Genomic DNA, 24,102 nt, shown 5'->3' on the forward strand with positions numbered 1-24,102 from the left:
TCATTCAAGTTTGGCCGGCATTGTAACAGCACAAACCGCGCGGCGCTAAGCGTGGAAAGGTGAAGCCCATGTTACAATCCGCCCAACTTTCCATACAGAAAACAACACGCACCATGGCTCTGATTACCGTCGAAAAAGCCTGCCTGGCTTTTGGTCACCACGCATTGCTGGATAACGTCGATTTCGCGCTGGAACCGGGCGAAGTGGTCGGCCTGATCGGCCGCAACGGCGCCGGCAAGTCCTCGCTGCTCAAGAGCGTGGCCGGCGCGGTGGCGCTGGACGACGGCCGCGTCAACATCAAGGGCGACGTCAAAGTGGCCTATGTGCCGCAAGAGCCTGAACTGGCGCCGGAACACACGGTGTTCGAAGCCGTGGCCGAAGGCCTGGGCGAACTGAAAAGCCTACTCACCGAATACCACCAAGTCACCCATCAGCTGACCCAGGCCGACGCCGACCACGAGCAGGCGCTGGCGCGGATGGAGCACATCCAGCACGAGCTGGAGGCCCGCGGCGGCTGGCAGTTCGACGCGCTGATCTCCTCCACCCTGTCCCATCTGGGCCTGAATCCGGACGCGCGGATCGAGGAGCTGTCCGGCGGCTGGAAAAAACGCGTGGCGCTGGCGCGCGCGCTGGCCGCCAGACCCGACGTGCTGCTGCTGGACGAACCCACCAACCACCTGGACGTCTCCGCCATCGAATGGCTGGAAACCCTGATCAAGAACTACGGCGGCAGCGTGCTCTTGATCACCCACGACCGCCGCTTCCTGGACAATGTGGCCACCCGCATCGTGGAACTGGACCGCGGCCTGCTGCGCAGCTACCCGGGCAGCTTCTCCAGCTACCATGTGCGCAAGGCGGAAGAACTGGCCGTCGAGGAAGAGCAAAACCGCATCTTCGACAAATTCCACGCCCAGGAAGAGGTGTGGATCCGCAAGGGCATCGAGGCGCGCCGCACCCGCAACGAAGGCCGGGTGCGCCGGCTGGAGGCCATCCGCCGCGAGCGCTCGGCGCGGCGCGAGCGCGTGGGCCAGGTCAACTTCCAGCTGGACGCCGGCGAACGCTCCGGCAAGCTGGTGGCGGAGCTGGAACACGTCGGCAAGGGCTTCGAGGGCAAGACCCTGATCCGCGACTTCACCACCCGCATCCTGCGCGGCGACAAGATCGGCCTGATCGGCCCCAACGGCGCCGGCAAGACCACGCTGCTCAAGCTGATTCTGGGCCAGCTGGACGCGGACAGCGGCAGCGTCAAGCAAGGCAGCAAGCTGGAGATCGCCTACTTCGACCAGTTCCGCGAACAGCTAGACGAGGAAACCAGCGTCGCCGACATCATCAGCCAGGGCAACGACTTCGTTGAAATCGGCGGCGTGAAGAAGCACGTGATGAGCTATCTGGAAGACTTCCTGTTCTCGCCGCAGCGCGCGCGCAGCCCGGTGCGCTCGCTGTCCGGCGGCGAACGCAACCGCCTGCTGCTGGCCCGGCTGTTCACCCGGCCGGCCAATGTGCTGGTGCTGGACGAGCCCACCAACGATCTGGACATCGACACGCTGGAACTTCTGGAAGACGTGATCGCTCAATACTCGGGAACCGTGTTCCTGGTCAGCCACGACCGCGCCTTCCTGGACAACGTGGTCACCCAGGTGATCGCCTTCGAAGGCGACGGCCGGCTGGAAGAGTATCCGGGCGGCTACCAGGACTGGATCGACACCAAGGCGCGCATGGCGGCGATGAAGCCGGCGATGAAGCCGGCGGAGAAGCCGCGGGACGCTTCGGCCCCGCAGGAGAAACCCAAGGACAAGCCCAAGTCCGCGCGCAATAAACTGTCCTACAATGAGACGCGAGAGCTCGCCGCACTGCCGGACGAGATCGCCGCGCTGGAAACCGAGCAAGCCAGCCTGAATCAGCAATTGCTGGACCCCAACTGCTACCGAGACACGCCCAAGGAGGCCATCGCCTGGCAGCGCCGGGTGGAGGAAATCGACGAATTGCTGATGGACAAGCTGGCGCGCTGGGAAGAACTGGAGTCAAAGCAACAGCGCGGTTAAGCTACTCCGCTGCAAGCGGCCAGCGCCGCCGTCAGCTCGGCGGAGGCGCGGTACAGCGGCACCTGCCCTCGCATCAGTATCTGGGCATTACGCTGATAGCCGATCCGGCGTACGTCTACACCCCCGGCGCCTATGCCGGCCTCCACTTGCGCACGCAACAAACCGGCGGGATTCGCCAGAGCGATTTCCACGCGAAAATCCTCATCCCGCACCGGCAAATCCATGCCGGCCAATTCATGCGCCACCGTGCCCGGCAGCAGGCAAGCCGATGCGATGCAACAAGCGCCGGACACCGCCAAGGAGGCATGCGCCTGCTGCGGCGTGAAATAGCGCACGCGCAGCCGCGCCTCGCCGTCACCCTCCGCCAGAATGGCAACTTTGGGCAGGGTTTCACTGAGAGCGAGTTCGTGCTCGCTCAACAAACGGCCTTCGGCGTCGCGCAATTTCATATTCAGCGCCGCCGCCACCCACAGCCGGCGCAAGGCGGCCATGAAATCATCATCGGCTTGCAGCTCCGCCGGCGGCTCGGCCGCGGTCTTGCCCAAGTCCGCAGCACGAATTAACACCATCGGCACCGCAACATCCACACAGCTGACCTCTATTCCATCAATCATGTCGCGCGCCGCGCCGCTGGGTAATAGGAGCCCGGTTTTAGCGCCCACGGGCTGATTCAGATAAAGATTGACCCCAGGCCAGCGGCCATCCACACCGGGGATCTCCACCTCGCGCGGCCGCCCATCGTCCTCCCGCAACATTAGCGCGTCGCTAATGACGCCGGTGTTGGTGTTGCGAATACCGATTCGGCACTGGCCATCCGCGTCGGGCTCCAGCAAGCCCACATCCTGAGCCCACAATGGCAAGGCGGACGACAAATTGCCGCAGTTGACGCGCCAGTCAATCGCCGAGGTGTGCGCGGCGAGCTGCGCCAGCGTGCTGACCAAGCGCGGCCGCCCGTTCACCGTCTCGACATCGACGAGGAATACCTTATTGCTGGTAGCCGCTCCGCGGCCCAGCCCCGTTAACTGCCTGTTGCCCGGCAAGTCCCCGCTCAGCGGCACCCCCATTAAATGACGCAGCAACTCGTCGCGCAGCGCCGGCGCTTCGGGCACCAAGGCCTTCTGCAACACCAGGCCGGTGGAAGTGCCGCCGCGCATGAAGTGCGCCGGAAAATGCCACACGCCCGAGGCACGGCAAAGGTTCAGCGGATAGGAGGGGAACGGCGGCTTCATCATGGACTCCAAGACAGCTAGAACGCGACAGACTCCAGTATAAAGCCCGGCTGACTGACTAGAACAGTTTGGTTATACTGGCCCGCGCCACCAGCGCCCTCTCTCAACTACGCAATGGCGCGGACAAATAATAATATATTGAAGGATGGAAACCTGGAGCCCAAGCAACAATGAGCAAAACCCCACCGTCTTTCCCCTCTTCGCCGTTGGACCGCCGCGCGCTGCTGCGCGGCGCCGCGCTGCTATCGCTGGCCGGCCTGCTGGCCGCCTGCGGCACCACGCCCTCCAAGGTGGCCGGCGGCCGCAAGCCCCGCCCTTCCGGCGACCTCAGCCTGTCCGGACTGAAGGCCGATGGCGCCAGCCGGGAAATCCTGATCTATACGCTGGGCCTGCTGGGCCTGGACTATAAGTTCGGCGGCACCAACCCCGAGGCCGGCCTGGATTGCAGCGGCATGGTCGGCTACATCTACCAGAACGCCGTCGGCGTCACGCTGCCGCGCACCGCGGCCGAGATCGCCGGCGTGGCGCGGCCCATCCCGGACAGCCGGATGCGAGTCGGCGACCTGGTGTTCTTCAACACCATGAACCGCCCGTTCTCGCACATGGGCATCTTCATCGGCGACGGCAAGTTCGTGCACGCGCCGCGCACCAACAGCTCCATCCGCGTGGCGCGGCTGGACAATAGCTATTTCGCCGCCCGTTATGAGGGCGCGCGCACGCTGTTCAGCTAAGAAGCTGTTCAAAGTCTGCTGCGCTTCGGCGATACGGCGTTGAAAACCAGCTCAAAATGCTCATGTACCACTTGTACATTCCGCTTTTTCGCTAGTTTTCGCCTTGTCTCGCTCTAGCTCGCTAGACTTTGAAAACCACAAAAGTCTGCCGCGCTTCGGCGGGATTTTAGACAAAGGCGCTCAAACCCGCTTCGAAACGCTCATGCACCGCATGTGCATTCCGCTTCCTCGGCGGGTTTCGCCTTGTAGAGCCTCGTCACCCCTCCGCCAAGGCCGGCCTGGCGCCGGATTTTTCCGCCGCGCGTCCGGGTTTCCCCAACAAGGCCTCCTCCACGCCGTCCAACAGCGCCCGCGTCGCTTCCGCGCCGGCCGCCATGCGCAAGGCCAGCTCGCGGCAGGCCGGACCCGGGCCCGGCTCGGCCAATAAGCGCGCCAACAAACGCTCCATTCTCCCCGCGGACACGCGCTGCGCGTGCAAGACCTCGGCCACGCCCAGGCGCTTGGCGCGCTTGCCGTTGTCGAACTGATCGTAGGCGTAAGGCACGATCAATTGCGGGATCCCGGCGCGCATCGCGTCCGCCATGGTGCTGACGCCGCCGTGATGCGTCAGCGCCGCCACCCGCGGCAACAGCGCGGCGAAAGGCGCGTGCGCCTGCCACAGTACATCGGTCGGCAAAGCCGGCGGCAACTGCGCCGCGTGCGGCGTGACGAAAATCCCGCGCCGGCCCAGCCGCCGCAAGGCCCGCAGCGCGGCGTCAAAGAAGGCCGCGGCGTGCCGATGGCCGGTGCCCGGCGTAAACACGACAGGCGCATCGCCGGCGGCCAGAAAGGCCTCCAGTTCGGCGGACAGCCCCGCGCCCCGCTGCGCGGCGGGCAGCAGGAAATCCCCTTCGAAGAACGGCCGCGGCCAATCCGGCTGCAAGGCGGCGAACCAGCGGGGAAACAGGCCTATCGAGGCGTTGGGGGCTCTCAGCATATGCTCGAAAAAATGCGGCTCCGCCGGCAGGCCGCGCTGTGCGCGCGCCGCGTTCAGACTGGGCAAGGTCTGGGCGTTGAACCAGCGATGCAGCGCCCACCACAGCAGGCCGGCTCCGGCCGGCGGCAGCCAGCCGGGAATCCGCAAGGAGCCCAGGGTGAGCAGGTCGTGGCGGCTGCACAGATTGGACGGCGCGAGATAGGCCGTCACAATGCGCAAATCCGGCCGCGCCGCTCGCGCCAGCGCCGCCATCGGCACCAGGACGGGGTGGCACAAGACCACGCAGTCCTCATCCGCCGGCAGATCCCTCACCCGCTCCCGCAAGGCGTCCAGATCCGGCGCCAGGCTATCCCAGAGCACGCCCCAGCTCTTGCGCTCATGCCATAGATCGGGGTTGTCCAACGCCGCCTGTTCCCGCTCGACGCTGCCGAACAGCCAGTACGGCAGGCCGGCCGCCCGCGCCGCTTCCTCCTGCAAGGCCGGCGCCAGCATCCGCACCCGGTGGCCGCGCTCGCTCAAGCCGCGCGCCAGCGCGACGAAGGGCTGCATGTCCCCGCCGGTGCCGCTGGACGCCACGATGATCAAAGGACCGCGCGCCGGGTCCGCGCCGGCATGCGACAACGACAGCTCCCGCTCCATGACCCGCCTCCTTCCTTTAGGATGACAAGCCACTTTACGCCAATGTCATTTATATGGCAAAAAGAAAACCGCCCGAGGGCGGTTGCGTGCGCATGGCGACCCTGCGCCGCGCCATGGCTTAGAGCCTGTTCAAAGTCTCGCGAGCAAGAGCGAGACAAGGCGAAAACAGCAGAGAAAGCGGAATGTACATACGGTACATGAGCATTTCGAAGGTGTTTTCAACGCCGTATCGCCGAAGCGCAGCAGACATTGAACAGGTTCTTAGAGCGTGAACTGCTGCACCACGCCGCGCAAGGACACCCCGCGCTCCAACAGATTGACCACGCCCTGCTGAGCCTCTTCCGCCGCCAGCCGGTTTTCCTCAGCCGAGCTGCTGACCGACTCCACGCTGCCGGCCAGGTGCTGCGAAGCGTTGGCCTGCTCGCGCACCGCCGCCGAGATATCGCCCATGCCGCGCGACACGCCCTGGATCTGCACCGAGAAGCCCTGCAAGGTGTCCTGCGCCTCGCCGGCGTGATTGACGCTGGCGTCCACGCGGTCCACCGCCGCGCGCATGCCGGAGATGGCGGAGGCGGAATCCTGCTGCACCGAAGCGATCATCGAGCCGATCTCCACCGTGGCGTTGGCGGTGCGTTCGGACAGCTTGCGCACCTCGTCCGCCACCACCGCGAAACCGCGGCCCTGCTCGCCGGCGCGCGCCGCCTCGATCGCCGCGTTCAAGGCCAGCAGATTGGTCTGATCGGCGATGTCCTTGATCACCGCCACAATCATATTGATCTCATTGGTGCGCGAATCCAGCTGATCCAGCTTGCCGGCCAGCTGGGTCACTTCCTGCTGCACCGTCCGCATGCCTTCCACCGCGTTCTGGATGTATTGCACCGTGGTCTGGGTCTGGCCTTCGAACGAAGACATCAGCGTGGCCGCGTCCTCGGCGATTTCCGAGACATGGGCGATGCTCACCGCCAGCTCCTCCACCGCCGCCGCGCTGCCGCGCACGTCCTCGGCCTGCTGGCCGGAACGCGCGGCCACGCCGCCCACCAGCTGATCGATGTGCTGGGATTCGCTCTGCACCGCGTCGGATTCGCCGCGGATCTCCAGCAAGCGCTCACGCAGGGCCGCCATGAAGGTGTTGAAGGAAGACGCGATGCGGCCCACTTCGTCGCGGCTGCGCACCGGCATGCTGCGCACCAGGTTCCAGTCGCCGCCGGCCAGTTGCTGCAGGGCCACGTTCAACTCGTTCACCGGCTGCACCATGCGGCTGGCCAGCAACAGGGCCGCCAGCTGGGACATCAGCAGCAGGCCCAGGCCCACCGCGCCGCTTTGCCACAGCACCTGGGTGCGCAAGGCCTCCACTTTTTGCAAGGACGTGTCCACCCCCACCACGTAGCGCATGCCGCTGGCCGAGGTGAAGGGCACGAACACCGAGCGGAACAGGCCGAACTCGCCCTGGTATTCCTCAAACTGGGTGGAGCCGCTGCGCAAGGCCGCGGCCAGGCCGGCCGGCACATCCTTGTATTCCGCCAGGAACCACTGTTGGTACTGGCCGGACTTCACCTCGTCGGGGCTGGCGGAAGAACTGGTGTACAGCACGCGGCCGCCGCGCTGAATGGTGGAATAGGCGTAGGCCAGACCGCTGTCGCGCGCAAAATCGGTCAGCTGCTTGGTGGTGACCTGGCTATTGGGGTTGCTGTCCGGCAATTGATCGTGGAAGTTCTCGCCCACCATCTGGCGCGCCGCGTAGGCGGCGGTCAGCAGGGTCTGATCCACGCCCTTCATTTCGGAGTCGACCGTGCTGCGATAAGCGTAGATCGAATAAACCGCCACGATCAGCAGGCTCACCAGAGTAAAAGCGGCGGATAGTTTGGCCCGCAAGCCCCAGTCCTTGTTCAAGACACTCATACGGATGCATTCCTTCGACATTCATTCCAAAAACGGCTCCCCGCCGCCGGCGGCGCATCCGGAGCGCGCCGGACCGGCGCCGCAGGTCCAGGCAGTGGATCAGGCAGTAATCGACAAGAGACGATGACGGCGCCGCGAAGTGGTGCGGAGCGGGCGGGGAAAGATAGACAGGCGGCGGCGCGCCGGGACAAGCGGCCCAGTGCGGCGGCGAGCGCTGAATATGGAAAGTGATGATAACGCCAATTAAACGCGAATCAATGCGACTGGCTTTGGTAGTTTGCACATAGCAAGTGCATAATCGCTTTTTCTCGAGGTGAAGCGACCTGCGCCGGCTTTGTTTTTAAAAGATTTTTTACAAATAGACGCCGGCAAGCATCGGTATTTACGTAAAAACACCTATCGCATCTGTATCTATCTTGAGGGCCGCGTCCGCCGCCGCGCGGCGGACCATGGACAGACTCTCAGGCGCGCAGGCCCTGCAACAGCCGCGCCAGGCGCTCCAGAGACATCACCTCGTCCACCCCGCCGCGGGCGATGGCCGCCTGCGGCATGCCGAACACCACGCAGGACGCCTCGTCCTGGGCCAGCGTGCGCGCGCCGGCGTCGTGCATCTCGCGCATGCCGCGCGCGCCGTCGTCCCCCATGCCGGTGAGGATCACGCCCACCGCGTTGGCCCCGGCGCTCACCGCCACCGAGCGGAACAACACGTCCACCGACGGCCGGTGCCGCGACACCGGCGGCCCGCCCTTGACCTCCGCGACGAACTGCTTCTGCCGGCGGTGCAAGAGCAGGTGCTGGCCTCCCGGCGCAATCAGCACCGTGCCGGCGCTGAGCACGTCGCCGTTCTTCGCCTCCCTTACCTCCACCTGGGCCAGTTGGTTGAGCCGGCCGGCGAAAATGGTCGTAAAGCCCTCAGGCATATGCTGCACCACCACCATGCCCGGGCAATGCGGCGGCAGGCTTTGCAACAGGAACTCCAGCGCCTGGGTGCCGCCGGTGGACGCGCCCAGCGCGATGACGCGCTCCGCGCCCTGTGCCGGCCGCCGGCGCTCCGACGGCGCGTCCAGAATGGCGTCGGCGGTCAGCTTCGGCGCGGGATAACCGGCCGGCGCCGTCTGCTTCAAGGCCTCCGCCCTCACCCCCGCCGCCGCGCGCACCTCCTCCACCAGCCGCTTGGCGTTCACGGCGAAATTCGTCCTCGCATTGGCCAATGGCTTGAGCAGCACCGACACCGCGCCGGCGCTCATCGCCTCCAGCGACACCAGCGCGCCCTCGGTGGTCAGGGCCGAGCAGATGATCACCGGCGTGGGCCGCTCCGCCATCACCTGGCGCAGAAAGGTCAGGCCGTCCATCCGCGGCATGGCCAGATCCAGGATGATCACGTCCGGCCAGCGGATCTTCATCCGGTTCATCGCGTAAATGGGGTCCGGCGACGCGCCCAGCAGCTTGATGTCCGGCGCGGTGGCCAGCATCTGGCCCAGCATCTCCCGCGCCACCGCGGAGTCGTCAACAATCAGAACGCTAATGCTCATCGATTCTTCCGCCCGCCAAGTGGGCATCCAGCCGGTAGCGCGACGGCGCCTCCTGCGCCAAGGGCAGCGCCAGGTGCCGGATGGATTCCGAATGCCCGATGATCAAATGCCCGCCCTGCCGCAGCTTGTCGCACAGCGACAGCAAGACCCGCAGCTTGGTGGCCTCGTCGAAATAAATCAGCACATTGCGCAGGAAAATCACATCGAAATGGCTATGGTTGAAGTCCGTCGCGTGCAGCAGGTTCAGATTGGCGAAACTCACCTTCTTCGCCAGCTCCGGCGCCACCTTGACCATGCCGGCGTATTCGTCGCGGCCGCGCAGGAAATAACGCCGCCACAGTTCGGGCGGCGTCCTGCGCGCGCGCTCCACCGAGTACACCCCTCGCCGGGCCAGATGCGTGACCCGGGTATTGATGTCGGTGGCGTACACCCGCCACTGGCCCAGCAGGCCCAGCGCCTCCGCCAGAATCATCGCCACCGTGTACGGCTCCTCGCCGGTGGAGCAGGCCGCCGACCACACCCTGAATTCGCCCTTGCCCTGCAGCCGCGCCGCCTCTTGCCGCAGCCAGGCGAAGTGTTCCGGCTCGCGGAAAAAATAGGTTTCATTGGTGGACAGCAGATTGATCGCGTACTGCCGCTCCGCCACATTGGCCGGGTCCGAGATCAGACGCCAGTAAGCCGCGTAGCTGTTCAGCCGCAAATAGCGGATGCGCTTGGCCAGGCGCGACTGGATCAGCGAACGCTTGCTCATCGGCATGGCGATGCCGGCGGTCTGGTAGATGAAGCGGCGCAGCTGGAAAAACTCCCCATCCGTCAACAAGGGCGCGGCGGCCAGCGTCTCTTCCAGGGCGAGCATTACAGCGCCTCGATGTCGTCGCTCAGAAACTGCTGGGTCACCGCCTCCGCCATCGCGCTGAGCTCGGACACCGACAGCGCCTGGCGCACATTCAGCAGGATGGCGAAGCGTTGATTGATGGTGGCGATGCCCTGGATGAAGTCGCTGCGGATATTGGAGCCGAAGCTGGGCGAGGGATCGATCTCGCTTTGCGGGATCTCCAGCACCTCGCATACCGAATCCAGCAGGATGCCGATGTCGGCGTAGCCGCCCTCCAGGCCCGGCAAGGACAGGATGGCCACGCAGGTGGACGCCTTCAAAGCGGTCTGGCCGCGGCCGAAGCGCACCGACAGATCGATCACCGGCACCACCGCGCCGCGCAGATTGATGATGCCGCGCACGAAGTTGGGCATCATCGGCACCTCGGTGATGCCGTCGAACTCGATGATCTCCCGGATGAAGTTGATCTGAATGCCGAACAAATCCTCGCCCAGGATGAACGTGACGCAATGGAATTTCTGGTCGCCGCCGTCCTGGCCGGCCGGCTGTTCGCTGTTTCTCATCGCAGCCTTCCTCTCAGTACTTTGAGAACTTGTCCTCGTCCACATTCAGGTCCAGATCGTCATCGTCGTCCATCGGCGGCGGCGGCGCGGCCTTGCCGCCGTGCAAATGGCCGATGTGCACCAGCCGTGACTTGCGGCCCCCGCGGGTATTGCGCAGCTTGAACTGCTGCATCAGTTCCTGCAGCTGCATCGCCGCGGAACTCAGCTCCTCGGAGGTGGAGCTCAACTCCTCGGCCGACGTGGCCGAAGACTGCATGCCGCTGCTGATCTGCGTCACCGCGCTGTTGATCTGATCAATGCCGGTGCGCTGCTCGCGCGAGGCAGCGGAAATCTCCTGCACCAGGCCGGCGGTCTGGTCTATGCCGGGCAACATCTCCTGCAGCAAGGTGCCGGCCTTCTCCGCCACGCTCACCGAGCGGCTGGCCAGATCGCCTATCTCCTTGGCCGCCACCTGGGAGCGCTCCGCCAGCTTCCTCACCTCCACCGCCACCGTGGCGAAGCCCTTGCCGTGCTCGCCGGCGCGCGCCGCCTCGATCGCCGCGTTGATGGCCAGCAGATCCGTCTTGTTGGCGATATCGTTGATCACCGTGATCCGCGACGCGATCTCCTTCATCGCGTGCACCATATCGCTGACCGCGCTGCCGCCCTGGGTGGCGCTGGACGCGGATTTGGACGCAATGCCCTCGGTCACCCGCGCATTGTCGGCGTTCTGCGTCACCGTGGCGGCCATCTCCTCCACCGAGGCGCTGGTCTGCTCGATGCTGGACGACAACTCGGACGACGTCTGCGCCAGGGAGTTGGCGGTGGACGACACCTCCTCGGACGCCGAACCTATCGCCTCCGACATCGCGCTGACCTCGGACAGGGTCTCGGACAGCCGGTGCGCCATGGATTTGATCGAATACAGCAGGCTGGAAGTATCGTCCGGATGCAGCTTCACCGGCACCGACAAATCCCCGGCCGCCACCCGGCTCACCACCTGCACGGTGTAGGACGGATCGCCGCCCAATTGCTTGAGCAGGCTGCGCGTCACCATCACGCCCAGCGCGATGCTCAGCAGCACCGCCGCCACCGCGATGGCCACCAGCACCCGCAAGGCGTCCGTGCTGATCGCCTTGGTTTCCACCAGGGAGTTGTCGGCCAGCTTGGCGTTCAGATTGATCAGCTCGGTCAGCACCCCGTCCACCGCCTGGAAGGCCGGCCAGCCCTTTTCCGCCATTAGCTTCAGCGCCAGCTTGTTGTTCTCCCCGTCGCCGCGGTCGGTATAGGACAGCCGTTTCACCTCGGTGGCGTAGGGCTGGTAGATGGCCCAGGCGGCGTCGAAGCGGCGCAGCGCGTCCACCTCGGGCGGCGTCAGATCCGTCTTGCGGTAGGCGTCTATGCTGGCGTTCATGCTCTTCTCGAAGCCGACCATCTCCAGGTCCACCGTATCCATGGCCTTGGTGTCGGTCTCGGCGATATAGCGGTACAGGGAGCGGTTGCTGGCCATCGCGTTGCGCGCCGCGCTGCCGATATCCTTGATTGGCGTCAGCTGGTTGTCGAACAGATTCACCATCACGCCGGTGATGCGCTCGGTGGCGGAGTAGCTGACAAAGCCCAGCGCCAGCAGGAAAGCCAGCACCACGCCAAACGACAGACCCAGCTTGGTCTTGACCTGCGCATTGTGAAACCACTGCATGACTACCTCCCGGCGCGCGTCGGCGCGCTAAATAACGTCGCTCGCCTGCGTCTCGCTGGACTGGCGAATCCGCCGCCGCTCGCGGCGGCAGGCGTGGTGGATCAATTGCGGAATGTCCAGCACCAGCGCCGGCTTGCCGTTGCCCAGAATGGTGGAGCCGCTGATGCCGCGCAGCGAGCGGAAAATCTCGCCCAGCGGCTTGATCACCGCCTGCACCTCGCCCATCAGCCGGTCCACCACCACGCCGGCGCGGTTTTCCCCGTAATGCACAATCACCACGTACTCCGGCTGCGCGGCCGGCGGCAGATTGAACAGCTCCCGCAAGGACACGAAGGGCAGCCAATCGCCGCGCACATTGATCTGGCGCGCGTTCTGCCGCATCGTCTCCTCCGGCATGTCCACGCACTCGATCATCATGTCCAGCGGCATCACCAGCGAGGAATCGTTCACCTCCACCCGGAAGCCGTCGATGATGGCCAGCGTCAGCGGCAGCCGCAGCCGGAAGGTGGTCCCCTGGCCCGGCTGGGAAAAGATTTCGATCTCGCCGCGCAAGAGTTCGATATTGCGTTTCACCACGTCCAGGCCCATGCCGCGGCCGGACAGATCGCTCAGCGCGTGCGCGGTGGAAAAGCCGGGCAGGAAGATCAGCTGCAGGGTTTCCTGCTCGCTCAACTGGCGGCCCTCGCTCAGCAAACCGCGCTCCAGCGCCTTGGCCAACACCTTGTCGCGGTCTATGCCGCGGCCGTCGTCCTTGATTTCCACCACCACCGAGCCGGCGTCGTGAAAGGCGTTGAGCACCACCTTGCCGGTTTCCGGTTTGCCCGCCTCCCGCCGTTCCGCCGCCGTTTCCAGGCCGTGGTCCACCGCGTTGCGCACCAGGTGCATCAGCGGGTCGGTCAAGCGCTCCACCATGGATTTGTCGATCTCGGTGTCCGCGCCCTGAATCGTCAGCTGTATGGATTTGCCCAGTTGCCGCGACACCTCGCGCACCATGCGCGGAAACCGGCAGAACACCTCGTCCACCGGCACCATGCGCAAGGTCAGCGCGTCGTCGCGTATGCTTTCCACCAGCGTGTTGATGATGGCCACCGACTCCAGCAGCTCCGCGTCGCAGCGGCTCTGCGCAATCAGCTTGGTGCCGGCGGACGCGATCACCAGCTCGCCCACCCGGTTGATCAGCCGGTCCAGCTTGCCGGCCTCCACCCGGATATAGTGACTGTCGCCGCGTGCCGGCCGGCCCGCCGCCGTTCCGGCCTCCCCGCTCCGCCCGCTCTCCGGCCGCGCCAGCCAGCGCGCCTCCCGCACCCGTTCCGCCTCCGCCGCCGTCAAGGCCCCGCGCGCCAGCCAGCGCGACAGCTGCGGCTCTATCGATTCCCCCAGCCGCTCCGCCAGCGAGCGGAAGGCCGCCAGCGGCGCGCGCGGCGGCAGAATGCCCAGCATGCTGTCTTCGGCGACGAACTCGAACACGTCGCGCACCTGCTCCAGGCTGGCCGCGGATTCCAGGCTCAGCTCCAGACCGATGAAGCAATCCGTCGGCTCCAAGTCGGCGAAGGCCGGCAACGGCGGCCAGACCAGCTCCACCTCGCGCAGCGCGCCCAATTGGCTGAGGAAGCGCAGGCAGGACAGCGGATCGAAGCCGTCGCGGAACAAATCGGGATAAAAGCGCAGCGACAACTGCCACAGCGGCGTGACGGCGGCGTCCAGCGCCTCCTCCCCGGCCACCGCGCAGGGTGCCCCGTCCAGCAGGAACAGCTGCAAACGCTGCAACAGCGGCGCGCCGTCCGGCCAGGCCGGCTCCGCGTCCAGCGCGGAGGCCTCCACCGCCTCCAGCATCCGCCGCAGATGATCGTTGCAGCTCAGCAGCAGGCTGACCAGATCGTCGCCCAGCGCGATCTTGCCGCCGCGCAGCCGTTCCAGCACGCTTTCCATCGCATGGGCGAAGGCCACCAGCGCGTCGAAGCCGAAGGTGCCGGCGGAGCCCTTGATGGTGTGCGCGGTGCGCAGCAGCAGGTTGAAGGTCTCGGCGTCGGCGGGAAAGGCGGCCGGGTCCAGCAGCGCGCCTTCCAGCGCGTCGCACAGCTCGCGGGACTCCTCCAGGAAAATCGCCCTGGCCTTACTCCAGTCCATCCTCGCCTCCCGGCGCCGTCAGCTTCACGCCCAGCAACTGGAAGGCCTCGCTGACCAAAGGGTTGTCCGCCAGCAGCTCCAGCCGCCGCAGCTGCCGGCCAAAGGCCAGCAGCAACTGCAAGGCGCAGCCGTCCACCTCCGTCACCTCGGCGAAGCTCAGCGACACCGCCTCGTGCGCCAGCAAGGGCAGGAGCTCGCTTTTCAGCTGCTCCGCCGTGTAAACGCTCAATTCCCCGCTCAGACTGGCCCTGGCCCAACCTTCGCCGGTTTCGACGTGCAATCTCATTAGGCCCCCAGACCAAAGCCAAGCGGCGGTTAACTCGCTGTTTTTACTTAAGTGTCCACACTAAAAGTAGTCAAGAAACAGATTGTTTTATAAAAAACAGTAAGCAAGCCAACGCGCGACGGCGCGGATACGGCAACAGCAGCATGGCGGGAGGCCTATGAAACTGAGCATCAAATCCCTGCTGACGGCCGGCGCCGGCGTCTTCGCCCTGCTCTTGCTGCTGCTCCTGCTGTGCACCCTGCGCCTGCGGCACGAGCTGGATCTGCAAGCCCAGGCCGAATCCCAGCGCAATCAAAGCTATCTGCTGGCCAACGAGCTGCGGCAAAGCTCGGACGACCTCACCCGCCTGGTCCGCACCTACGCGGAAACCGCGGACCCGCGCTACGAGCGGCAATACTGGGCGGTGCTGGCGATACGCAACGGCCAGCAGCCGCGCCCGCAGCACTACAACCGCATCTACTGGGACTTCATGGCGGCTAGCGACAACAAGCCGCAGCCGGACGGCCCCGCCGTGCCGCTGCAACAGCTGATGCGGCAGGCTGGCTTCACTCAGCAGGAATTCGACAAGCTCGGGCTGGCCCAGGCCAACTCGGACCGGCTGGTCAATACCGAAACCGTGGCGATGAACGCAATGAAGGGACGCTTCGCCGACAGCCAGGGCGGCTTCAGCCGCCAAGGCCCGCCGGACCCGGAACTGGCCCGGCGCATTCTGCACGACCGCCAATACCACCTGGACAAGGCCGCCATCATGCAGCCGGTGGACGCGTTTTATCAGTTGATGGAAGAACGCACCAACCAGGCCGTCGTCCAGTCCCGCGCCCAGGCCGAGCTATGGCTGGCCATCGTCATCGGCCTGATGCTGGGCTGCTGCGCGCTGGGCTTGCTGATGTTCTGGACCATTTACCGGCGCCTGTTCGCCATGCTGGGCGACGAGCCCTTGCGCGTCACCCGGCTGATGCGGGCGGTGGCGGCCGGCGATCTGGCCGCCGCGGCCCCGCCCGGCGGCTACCCCAGGGACAGCCTGGCGGAAGCCATGCTCCAGACCGTGACCACGCTCAGCCGCGCGATAGCGGATTCCCAGCGCGGCGCCGGCCATCTGTCCATGATGTCGGCCCAGATCAACCACAGCTCCCAGCAACTGTCCCTCAACACCAACGGCCAGGCGGCCAGCCTGTCCGAGGCCGCCTGCTCGCTGGAGCAGATCTCCTCCGCCATCAACCAGAGCAGCGACAACGCCAAGCTCACCGAAACCATGGCCGTCCAGGCGGCGGACGACGCGCGCCAGGGCGGCGAAATCGTCGAACACACCGTGCGCAGCATGCAGTGCATCGCCGAGCACATCTCGGTGATAGACGACATCGCCTATCAAACCAATCTGCTGGCGCTCAACGCCGCCATTGAAGCCGCCCGCGCCGGCGCCCAGGGCAACGGCTTCTCCATCGTGGCCCAGGAAGTGCGCAAACTGGCGGAACGCAGCCAGCTGGCCGCCAGGGAGATCAGCGGCATGGCCGCCAGCGGCGTTCAGCTCGCCGGCCAGGCCGGCGCGCAACTGGCCGCCATCGTCTCCTCCAGCGGCAAGACCGCCAGCCTGATCCAGCAAATCGCCGTGGCCGCCAACGAGCAGGCGCAAGGCGTGGGACAAATCAACGCCACCATTCAGAGACTGAGCGCCGCCACCCAGCAAAACGCCAGCCTGGTGGAAGAACTCGCCGCCATCTCGGCGGACAGCCGCGGCCATGCGGACCAAGTGCATGCTCAGATGCAGCGCTTCCACGCCGCCGCCCCCGCTCCCCCAGGAGAAACCAGCGCCGCCGGCCGCGTCACCGCGGGCCATGGACCCCGACATTGACCGGCCACCACAACATCGTTCAGCTGCACTGTGAGGACCTCTCCATATGAAAAATTTTCGCGCCAACCAGGCCATCACCGGCCTGCTGATTCTTATCGCGCTCACCTTTATCGGCGTGATCTACACCTTCATTTCCATGCGCCAGGCGGTGGACGTGATGAGCGCCGCCAGCGAAAGCCGCTATCACTCCTACCTGCTGGCCTCGGAGTTGCGGCAAAGCTCGGACGATCTGACCCGGCTGGGCCGCACCTACGTCGTCACCGGCGACCCCGGCTATGAACAGCAATACAACCGCGTGCTGGACATCCGCAACGGCAAGGCGCCGCGTCCGAAGGAATACAACCGCATCTATTGGGACTTCGTCGCCGCCGGCCAGGAAAAACCCCGGCCGGACAGCGAAACCGTGCCGCTGCAAACCCTGATGCAGCAAGCCGGCTTCACCGATGGCGAGTTCGCCAAGCTCAAGGAAGCGCAAGCCAACTCCGACGGCCTGGTCAAGCTGGAAGTGCGGGCGATGAACGCGGTCAAGGGCAAGTTCGCCGACGCCCAGGGTCAGTACAGCGTCAGCGGCCAGCCGGACATGGAACTGGCGCGCAAACTGGTGCACAGCAAGGAATACCACCAGTTCAAAGCCCAGATCATGAAGCCTATCGACGACTTCTTCGTGCTGCTGGACCAGCGCACCAACGCCGCGCTGGCCCAGGCCAAGGACAGGCTGTCCAGCGCCCAGCTGCAATTCCTCACCGCCATCGTGCTGCTGGTGGGCGAAATCCTGCTGCTGATCCTGCTGGGCCGCCGCCAAATCCATACCCAGCTGGGCGGATCGGTCACCGACATCGAAGGCGTGTTGCAGGAAATCGCCTCCGGCAACCTGGCCGTGGACGTGCCCAAGGCGCCGGAAGCCAGCGCGCTGGGCCAGATCGGCGTGATGAACCAGCGGCTGCGCCGCTTGATAGGCGAAGTCAACAATAACGCCGGCCAGCTGGTCAGCGCCGTCGGCTCGCTGCATCAGACCACCAGCCGCATCAGCGAGGACGCGGACCAGGTCAACCAGGCCATCAGCTCCAGCGCCGCCACCATTGAGCAGATCACCGTCAGCGTCACCCATGTGGCCGACACCACCGCCGACGCCAACGCCATTATCTCTCAGGCCAACAGCAGCGCGGAGCGCGGCCGCCACGCCATGCATCAGGTTTCGGCCGAGGTGGGCAAACTGTCCCAGGCCATGTCCACCCTCAGCGACACGCTGAACTCGCTGGGCACCCGCTCCGAGGAAATCAGCTCCATCGTCAACGTGATCAAGGACATCGCCGACCAGACCAACCTCTTGGCGCTCAACGCCGCCATCGAAGCCGCGCGCGCCGGCGAAATGGGCCGCGGCTTCGCCGTGGTGGCGGACGAAGTGCGCAAGCTGGCCGAGCGCACCGCCCAGGCCACCACCGAAATCACCCAGATGACCCAGGGCATGCGCCAGCAAACCGCCGGCACCGTGGCCAGCATGCAGCAGGCCCGCTCCACCGTGGATCAAAGCGTGGGCCTGGCCCAGGGCGCGGCCAGCGAGATTGAAAACATCGGCGGCCTGATGCGGCAAGTGGTGGACACCTTCACCCAGATCACCCACGCCACCCGCGAGCAATCCACCGCCGTCGGCAATATCGCCCACACCACCGAGCACATCAACGGCATGACCCGCAGCACCTCCGAGGTGGCGCAAGGCGCCAGCGCCACCCTGAGCGAGCTGAACGGCCACGCCAGCAAGCTGAAGAACGTGGTGGAGCGCTTCCACCTCTAAACCGGTCCGTGATAAAGCGACAGGGCTCCGCAATGCGGAGCCCTGTTTTCCTTCATTGGACTCTCAGAACCAGTTCAAAGTCTACCCCTCAAATCGGCGCCAAACTGGCGGACAGCGGCAAATGATCGGACAAGCGCGACCACGGCGCGCCCTTCAGCACCTCCGCCCCCAAGGGCTTCAGCCCGCGCACATAGATCCGGTCCAGCGGCAGCATGGGCATGCGCGCCGGAAAGCTGCGCGCATGGCGGCCGAACAACTGATCAAACACCTCCACCATGCCCAGGCTGTCCATCAGGTGATCCGTCGCCTCTTCCCGCCAGTCGTTGAAATCGCCGGCCAGAATCAGCGGCGCGTCCGGCGGCACGTTCTCGCGCACATAGCGCGCCAGGTCCAGATACTGCTTGCGCCGGTCCCGCGCCAACAGATTGAAATGGCCGCACAAGGTCACCACCGGCCGCTTCCAGCCCGCCGGCGTCAGCTGACAGTGCAGCAGGCCGCGGTTTTCGAAGCGGTTGACCGAGATGTCGCGGTTGCACCAGGTATTGATGGGAAAGCGCGTCAGCAAGGCGTTGCCGTGATGGCCGTGCTCATAGGCCGCGTTCAGACCGTAAGCCGCTTTGTGATCCAGCCGGCGCGCCAGGAAATGATGCTGCGGCAGCTTGGGCCAGCTGGCGTGCTGCAAGGCGCGTTCTATGTTCTTGCCCTGCACCTCCTGCAAGAACAACACGTCGGCGTCTATGGATTCCAGCGCGGAGGCCATATCGCCCAACCGCACATGGCGGTTCAGCGGCGACATGCCCTTGTGGATGTTGTAAGTGGCTACGGTAATGGCTTTCATGCAATACGCTTCTTTATCGGGCGGACATACCCTCCGCCGCTTCTAACTGCCCCGTGAACAAGCTAAGTCAGACCGCCGGCCGCCGGCCCCGTTCCCGCGCCCATTGTCCGCCGCCTCAGTTTCAAAGATAAGCGCTGGCCGCGCAAATTCAATCTCCACCCCCAGGCAAACAGGGAACTGAAAATCATTCACCTAAAACGGACTGCCCGTCTGCAAAATTTCCTACATCAAGCATTGCAAGATGAATACAGCTGCACTACACACTTATAACAGTAGCTAGAAAACAATACATGATTATCGGCGGAAGTTAGGGAGCGAGCGATGGGAAACTTTCTTGCGCAGTTCAGCATCAAGGTCAAGATCTTTGGGCTGATTCTGCTAGGCGTGCTGGCCAGCGTGATCATCGGCATGGTTGGCGTCAAAAGTACCGCGGAGATGAATAATCTCACCATTGACATGCATGACAACCTGCTGATGTCTGTCAATTGGGTGGCCAGCGCCAACCAGTACGCCATCTACGCCAGCCGGTCCGACTACCGCTTCATCGCCGAAAGCGAGAAAAAGCAGATGGACCAGGTCACCATCAATCGCGCCAAATACGTGACGGAAATGAACCGGCTGCTGGATCTCTATCGCAAGACCGAACTCACCCCCCCGGAAGTGGACGCGCTCAAACGCTTTGACGCCGCCTGGCCGGTAATGGAGGAAGTCTGCAAGAAAGTGCGCGACCTCAGCTACAGCGATACCGGTGACGGCGCCAACAACAAGAAAGCGCTGGAACTGATGGCCAAGGAATGCCGACCCAAGTTCCAGGTTGTCGACGACATCATGAGCCAGATCGTCGATATCAATGTCAAAGTGTCCGATCAAGCTTTGAAAAACGCCGCCGACAAGTACCAGCAAGCGCGCAACACCATCGTTACCGTGCTGGTCATTGCCTTGATCGTACTGTTTTTGTTGGGCATGACAATACAGAACGGCATCATCGGCAGCCTGAAAAAAGGCATGGAAGCGCTGTTCCAGCTGGGGAGCGGCGACCTGACCGGCACCATTGAGGTGCAAGGCCGGGACGAAGTGGCCCAGATGATGCAATCGTTGTCCGACACCCAGAAAAAACTGCGCGTCACCGTGGGCGACATCATCAACTCCGCGTCCAGCGTGGCCGCCACCGCCGAGGAGCTGGCCGCCTCCACCGAGCAAGTCAGCGCCAGCATCGGCCAGCAGGTCAACGCCACCTCCAGCGCCGCCGCCTCGATCGAAGAGCTGACCGTCAGCATCGACCAATGCTCCAACAACGCCTCGCTGGCGGACTCCCAAGCCAGCGAAGCCGGCAGTCAGGCCAAGATAGGCAATAAGGAAGTGCAGGACTCCACCCAGCAAGTGCGCAAGGTCAACGACAGCGTGGCCGCCTCCGCCAACAACCTGGAATCGCTGTCCGAACAGGCGCAGATGATCAGCAGCATCGCCACCGTGATCAAGGAAGTGGCGGATCAGACCAATCTCTTGGCGCTCAACGCCGCCATCGAGGCCGCGCGCGCCGGCGAACAAGGCCGCGGCTTCGCCGTGGTGGCCGACGAAGTGCGCAAGCTGGCCGAGCGCACCACCGGCTCCGCCACCGAAATCACCCAGATGATCGCCAAGATCCAGGCCGGGGCCAAGGAGGCGGTGGACAGCATGCGCAGCAGCCGCCACATCGTCAGCCAGGTGGTGGAATCGTCGGAACATGTGTCCACCACCATCAGTTCAGTGGAAGAAAGCGCGGAAGGCGTGGTGGGCGCCATCAGCGACATCGCGCTGGCGATGCAGGAGCAGCGTCAGGCCAGCACCGATCTGGCCGGCCGCGTGGAGGCCATCGCCCAGATGTCCAAGGAAAACGGCGTGGCCGTGGACGTGTTCTCGCAAGCCACCCGCGAACTGGCGGTGGTGGCGGAGCGGCTGCAGCAGACCACGCTGGCCTTCAAACTTTAAGAACCGGTTTACGATCCGCTGCGCGTCGGCGATACGGCAACCACTTCTACAATCAAACGGCTTCAAATCCCCCGCCCCGCCGGCCTGATCCGCGGGGCGGTTTTTTCACGGATGCCGTCCCTTCATTGACAGCAAAGGCCCGCCTCGCCAACAATAGCCCCGCGCCGCTGCAATTGCGGCGCTCGGGCTTGGACTCCCGACGTTAAGACTATCCGGCAGACCGCGGCCTCCCCGCGCTCTGTCTCGCTATTGCTTTGCCTATTCGGGCGGGCCATGGCGAGGGCACCTCGCGGTGCGCCGGTCTTGGATAGTCTCCCGGTAGTCCAACCTTGTCATGCGCCCGCCTAGCCGCGCCCCGCGGCCAGGCCGGCATCCGCTTGAGGAGGTAGCAATGTCGAAATCCATTAGGCGCTTATCCCGCCCCGCGTCCCCGTCTTTCCCCGCATCGGCGCTTGCCTGCTTCAACCAGGAGGCCCGCCATGAGTAAAACCAAGGAAGAACTGCGCGCCTTCTACCGCCTGCTGGAAGCCCGCGAAGCCAAGCTGCCCTTTGTCGGCCCCTCGCCCGAGCGCAGCCAGCCGCATTACTGGCGTCTGCCTCTGTGCCGGGATTTTCCGGAGGCCTATGCGCTAGGCGAGCGTCACGGCCGCGCGCTGGTTGAGCTGTTCCGCCAGCACCCGGAACACGCCGGCCACGGCCTGCTCTCCCGCATCGCCCATGATATGAATTTGTTCGACTTCAGCCCGCAGCGCGGCGCTTGGGCCGGTTTCTTCGACCATCTGGAAGTGTTGATCGCCGTCAGCATCCGCATGCATGAGTCGGACGCGGAGGCGCAAGCCGCGCTTCCCTGAGCCGCAAAACCAGCCCGGACGGCCCTCGTCCGGGCGGCAATGGGGAATGTGACAATGGCTGGCGCCGGCAATCTATGGTAAAAAGCCTGCAATCCTTGCTGGAAAGCGTTAGCAAGGCGGCTGCGCGAGTCACCTGTTTGATCCATTCACCCTCCCTCTTGGTGCCGGATAAAAACCACAGGCGGGTGACTCGCCCAGCCGAAATGCTTGTCATTCCCGCCCCCTCCCCCTGCGGCTTTCACGCCTTCCCCCATCCGTCAATGGCCTAAAGACCCGGTGCTTATTCCCCCCAACGCCTTACCATGGGGCTTCGATTCATCAATCCGTAAAGGAGAGTCAGATGGCCAAGAACAAGCGCGCCGCCAAGAAACTGGCGGCGCTGGCGGACAAGGTGCGCGGACAGAAGAAGGCCACCAAATCGGCCAGGAAGCTGGCCGCCAAGGTGCTGAAGCACCCGATGACCGACAAACCGGCCAAGAAGAAGGAGCTTAAACGCGCCAAGCGGGACAAGGCCGACAAGCAGGCTGAATAAGCCGGCTCCCGCACGCCAAAAGGCGGCGAACGGCAAGCATGCCGCGCCGCCTTTTGGCATTCCGGCGCCGGGCTTTACACCTGGTAGGCCGACACCGTCTGCAAGATCACCCGCGCCTGCTTGCTCAACTGCCCCGCCGCGTCCGCCGATCCGCTGGACGCCGACGAATTTTCCTCGGCCATCTGCGCAATCTGCTCCACGCGCTGGGCAATGGTGTTGCTGGCCACGCTCTGCTCGGAAATGCTGTTGGAGATGTCGCGCACCAATTCCATCGCCTTGCCGCTGCTGTCCCGTATACCGTCGATGGCGTCGTTGGCGGCGCGGGTGTTGGCGGTCTCCTGGTGCACCTGATCCACCACTTTCTCCATGCTCTGCACCGCTTCCAGCGTGCTGCTTTGCATCTTGTTGATGATGTTGGCGATCTCGGTGGTGGAGCTGGCGGTGCGCTCGGCCAGCTTGCGCACCTCGTCCGCCACCACGGCGAAGCCGCGGCCCATCTCCCCGGCCCGCGCGGCCTCGATCGCGGCGTTGAGCGCCAAGAGATTGGTCTGATCCGCAATGTCCTTGATGACCCCCATCACCGAGGCGATGGTGGCGCTGTCTTCCTTCAACTGCCCAATGCGTTGCGCGGCGTCGGTAATCGCGCCGGCCACCTCGGTGATGCCGCGCACGGTGGCGGAAATCACCTGACCGCCCTCGGTCGCCCTCTCGCCGGCCTGCTGCGCCTGCCCGCGCGCTTCCACCGCGCTGGAGGCGACATGGTTGATGCTCACCGTCATCTGCTCCACCGCCGCCGCCATCGCCGCCGCGGATTCGCTTTGCATTTCCGAACTGCGGGCAATCTCATGGGTATTGTTGGCCAGGCCGGACATCGCGCCGTCTATGGCGCCGATGCTGTCGCGGATATCCCGGAAGCTGCGCTGCAGATTCTCCAGCAGCTGGTTGAAGGCGGAGGCGGTTTCGCCCACTTCGTCCATGCGTCCCACCGGCGCGCGCAAGGTGAAGTCTTTGTCCTGATTCACCTTGAACAGCGTGGAGCGGATCTGGTGCAAGCTGGTCCGGATATGACTGAACAACAGCCAGCCCAGGCCGCCGCTCAGCAGCAGACAGGCGGCGATTACCGCCACCGAGCTGCCGAAGGCCATGCTGTAAGCGGCGGCGTTGTCCTTGGACAGGCGGTCCGCCATGGAGTAATTGAAGTCGATGTGGTCGTTGAGGTCTTTGGCCAGGGCCTTGGCGGAGTCCGGTATCGGCCCGGCCACCAGCATGGCCTGCGTCGCCGGCCCCGGGTGTTCGCGCGAAGCCTTCAAAAAGCTCTCGCGATTATTGCGGTAGGCTTGCAGGTCCGCCCGGTCCTGTTGCAGCAGCTTGCGGTCCGCGTCGTTGGACAGCAGGTCTTTCTCGTAAGCGGTCAACACCTGATCCAGGGTCTTGTCGCCTTCGGCGATCTGCGCCTCGGCGTCCGCCTTGCTCTTGGCGTCCGCGGCGATGCCGTGGCGGTAAGCCGCCACCCGCATCTTGGTCAAGGCCAGCAGGCCCTGGTCCAGCGCCTGTATGCTGGGAAAGGTGTTGTTCTTCAAATAGTTGAAACGTTCATTGCCGCTGTGCAACTGCCACAGGCCGTAACTGCCGACGCCGATCAAGGCCAGCATGGCCACCATCAAGGTCAGCAAGAGCCGCTGTGAGATATTCATCCTTATTCTCCGTGTCTTCGCCCGATACCACATGTAGCTTT

The 24,102-nt window shown here is 64.6% G+C and carries 18 protein-coding genes; 7 read left to right on the plus strand and 11 right to left on the minus strand.

Annotated elements, in window-relative coordinates; genetic code table 11:
• Positions 1–113: 113 nt before the first annotated feature.
• On the plus strand, positions 114–2,042 hold the full coding sequence (locus AB1Z25_RS10635) for an ATP-binding cassette domain-containing protein (protein ID WP_486637214.1): 1,929 nt from the start codon (positions 114–116) through the stop codon (positions 2,040–2,042).
• Here AB1Z25_RS10635 and AB1Z25_RS10640 read toward each other — a convergent pair.
• Positions 2,039–3,274: a PrpF domain-containing protein gene (locus AB1Z25_RS10640; protein WP_486637215.1), complete on the minus strand. Its 1,236-nt coding sequence runs from the start codon at positions 3,272–3,274 to the stop codon at positions 2,039–2,041. The two genes, AB1Z25_RS10635 and AB1Z25_RS10640, sit on opposite strands and share 4 nt — an antisense overlap.
• Positions 3,275–3,441: 167 nt before the next feature.
• On the opposite strand from AB1Z25_RS10640, the gene AB1Z25_RS10645 reads away from it, so the two are divergent.
• On the plus strand, positions 3,442–4,002 hold the full coding sequence (locus tag AB1Z25_RS10645; protein ID WP_486637216.1) for a C40 family peptidase: 561 nt from the start codon (positions 3,442–3,444) through the stop codon (positions 4,000–4,002).
• 256 nt (positions 4,003–4,258) lie between these two features.
• Here the strand turns inward: AB1Z25_RS10645 and AB1Z25_RS10650 are convergent, their stop codons facing one another.
• The 8 genes from AB1Z25_RS10650 to AB1Z25_RS10685 all read right to left on the minus strand — a co-directional run bounded on the left by AB1Z25_RS10650 (position 4,259) and on the right by AB1Z25_RS10685 (position 14,537).
• On the minus strand, positions 4,259–5,617 hold the full coding sequence (locus AB1Z25_RS10650) for a glycosyltransferase (RefSeq protein WP_486637217.1): 1,359 nt from the start codon (positions 5,615–5,617) through the stop codon (positions 4,259–4,261).
• 261 nt (positions 5,618–5,878) lie between these two features.
• Positions 5,879–7,516 (minus strand): methyl-accepting chemotaxis protein, encoded by a 1,638-nt coding sequence (locus AB1Z25_RS10655; protein WP_486637218.1) that lies wholly within the window; start codon positions 7,514–7,516, stop codon positions 5,879–5,881.
• Positions 7,517–7,977: 461 nt separating this feature from the next.
• Positions 7,978–9,048 (minus strand): protein-glutamate methylesterase/protein-glutamine glutaminase, encoded by a 1,071-nt coding sequence (locus tag AB1Z25_RS10660; RefSeq protein WP_486637219.1) that lies wholly within the window; start codon positions 9,046–9,048, stop codon positions 7,978–7,980.
• Positions 9,038–9,904, minus strand: coding sequence for a CheR family methyltransferase (locus tag AB1Z25_RS10665; protein ID WP_486637220.1), 867 nt, complete (start codon positions 9,902–9,904; stop codon positions 9,038–9,040). Before AB1Z25_RS10665 ends, AB1Z25_RS10660 begins: the two co-directional genes overlap by 11 nt.
• Positions 9,904–10,446 (minus strand): chemotaxis protein CheW, encoded by a 543-nt coding sequence (locus tag AB1Z25_RS10670; protein WP_235088588.1) that lies wholly within the window; start codon positions 10,444–10,446, stop codon positions 9,904–9,906. Before AB1Z25_RS10670 ends, AB1Z25_RS10665 begins: the two co-directional genes overlap by 1 nt.
• A 13-nt stretch (positions 10,447–10,459) precedes the next feature.
• Complete coding sequence (locus AB1Z25_RS10675; RefSeq protein WP_486637221.1) at positions 10,460–12,124, minus strand: methyl-accepting chemotaxis protein; 1,665 nt, start codon at positions 12,122–12,124, stop codon at positions 10,460–10,462.
• A gap of 27 nt (positions 12,125–12,151) precedes the next feature.
• Positions 12,152–14,251 carry a chemotaxis protein CheA gene (locus tag AB1Z25_RS10680; protein WP_486637222.1) on the minus strand — a complete coding sequence of 700 codons (2,100 nt, stop codon included), beginning with the start codon at positions 14,249–14,251 and terminating at the stop codon, positions 12,152–12,154.
• Complete coding sequence (locus AB1Z25_RS10685) at positions 14,238–14,537, minus strand: STAS domain-containing protein (protein WP_486637223.1); 300 nt, start codon at positions 14,535–14,537, stop codon at positions 14,238–14,240. The genes AB1Z25_RS10680 and AB1Z25_RS10685 overlap by 14 nt, the downstream gene beginning before the upstream one ends.
• 157 nt (positions 14,538–14,694) lie before the next feature.
• On the opposite strand from AB1Z25_RS10685, the gene AB1Z25_RS10690 reads away from it, so the two are divergent.
• Positions 14,695–16,386 carry a methyl-accepting chemotaxis protein gene (locus AB1Z25_RS10690; protein ID WP_486637224.1) on the plus strand — a complete coding sequence of 564 codons (1,692 nt, stop codon included), beginning with the start codon at positions 14,695–14,697 and terminating at the stop codon, positions 16,384–16,386.
• Between the two features lie 46 nt (positions 16,387–16,432).
• A complete protein-coding gene (locus tag AB1Z25_RS10695; RefSeq protein WP_486637225.1) occupies positions 16,433–18,178 on the plus strand; it encodes a methyl-accepting chemotaxis protein in 1,746 nt (581 codons plus the stop codon).
• Between the two features lie 88 nt (positions 18,179–18,266).
• On the opposite strand, the gene AB1Z25_RS10700 is transcribed toward AB1Z25_RS10695, so the two are convergent.
• The gene (locus AB1Z25_RS10700) at positions 18,267–19,016 is read right to left on the minus strand and encodes an endonuclease/exonuclease/phosphatase family protein (RefSeq protein ID WP_486637226.1); all 750 of its coding nucleotides are present in this window, start codon (positions 19,014–19,016) and stop codon (positions 18,267–18,269) included.
• Positions 19,017–19,337: 321 nt separating this feature from the next.
• Between AB1Z25_RS10700 and AB1Z25_RS10705 the strand changes: the two genes are divergently transcribed.
• The 3 genes from AB1Z25_RS10705 (at position 19,338) to AB1Z25_RS10715 (ending at position 22,367) form a co-directional block, all read left to right on the plus strand.
• Positions 19,338–20,984: a methyl-accepting chemotaxis protein gene (locus AB1Z25_RS10705; protein ID WP_486637227.1), complete on the plus strand. Its 1,647-nt coding sequence runs from the start codon at positions 19,338–19,340 to the stop codon at positions 20,982–20,984.
• 479 nt (positions 20,985–21,463) lie between these two features.
• Positions 21,464–21,835 (plus strand): hypothetical protein, encoded by a 372-nt coding sequence (locus AB1Z25_RS10710; protein WP_486637228.1) that lies wholly within the window; start codon positions 21,464–21,466, stop codon positions 21,833–21,835.
• Positions 21,836–22,175: 340 nt separating this feature from the next.
• Positions 22,176–22,367 carry a hypothetical protein gene (locus tag AB1Z25_RS10715; RefSeq protein WP_107799064.1) on the plus strand — a complete coding sequence of 64 codons (192 nt, stop codon included), beginning with the start codon at positions 22,176–22,178 and terminating at the stop codon, positions 22,365–22,367.
• A gap of 74 nt (positions 22,368–22,441) precedes the next feature.
• Here AB1Z25_RS10715 and AB1Z25_RS10720 read toward each other — a convergent pair whose 3' ends face one another.
• Positions 22,442–24,061, minus strand: coding sequence for a methyl-accepting chemotaxis protein (locus AB1Z25_RS10720; protein ID WP_486637229.1), 1,620 nt, complete (start codon positions 24,059–24,061; stop codon positions 22,442–22,444).
• Between the last annotated feature and the right edge of the window lie 41 nt (positions 24,062–24,102).

This window comes from Chromobacterium sp. HL1, from assembly GCF_057418835.1.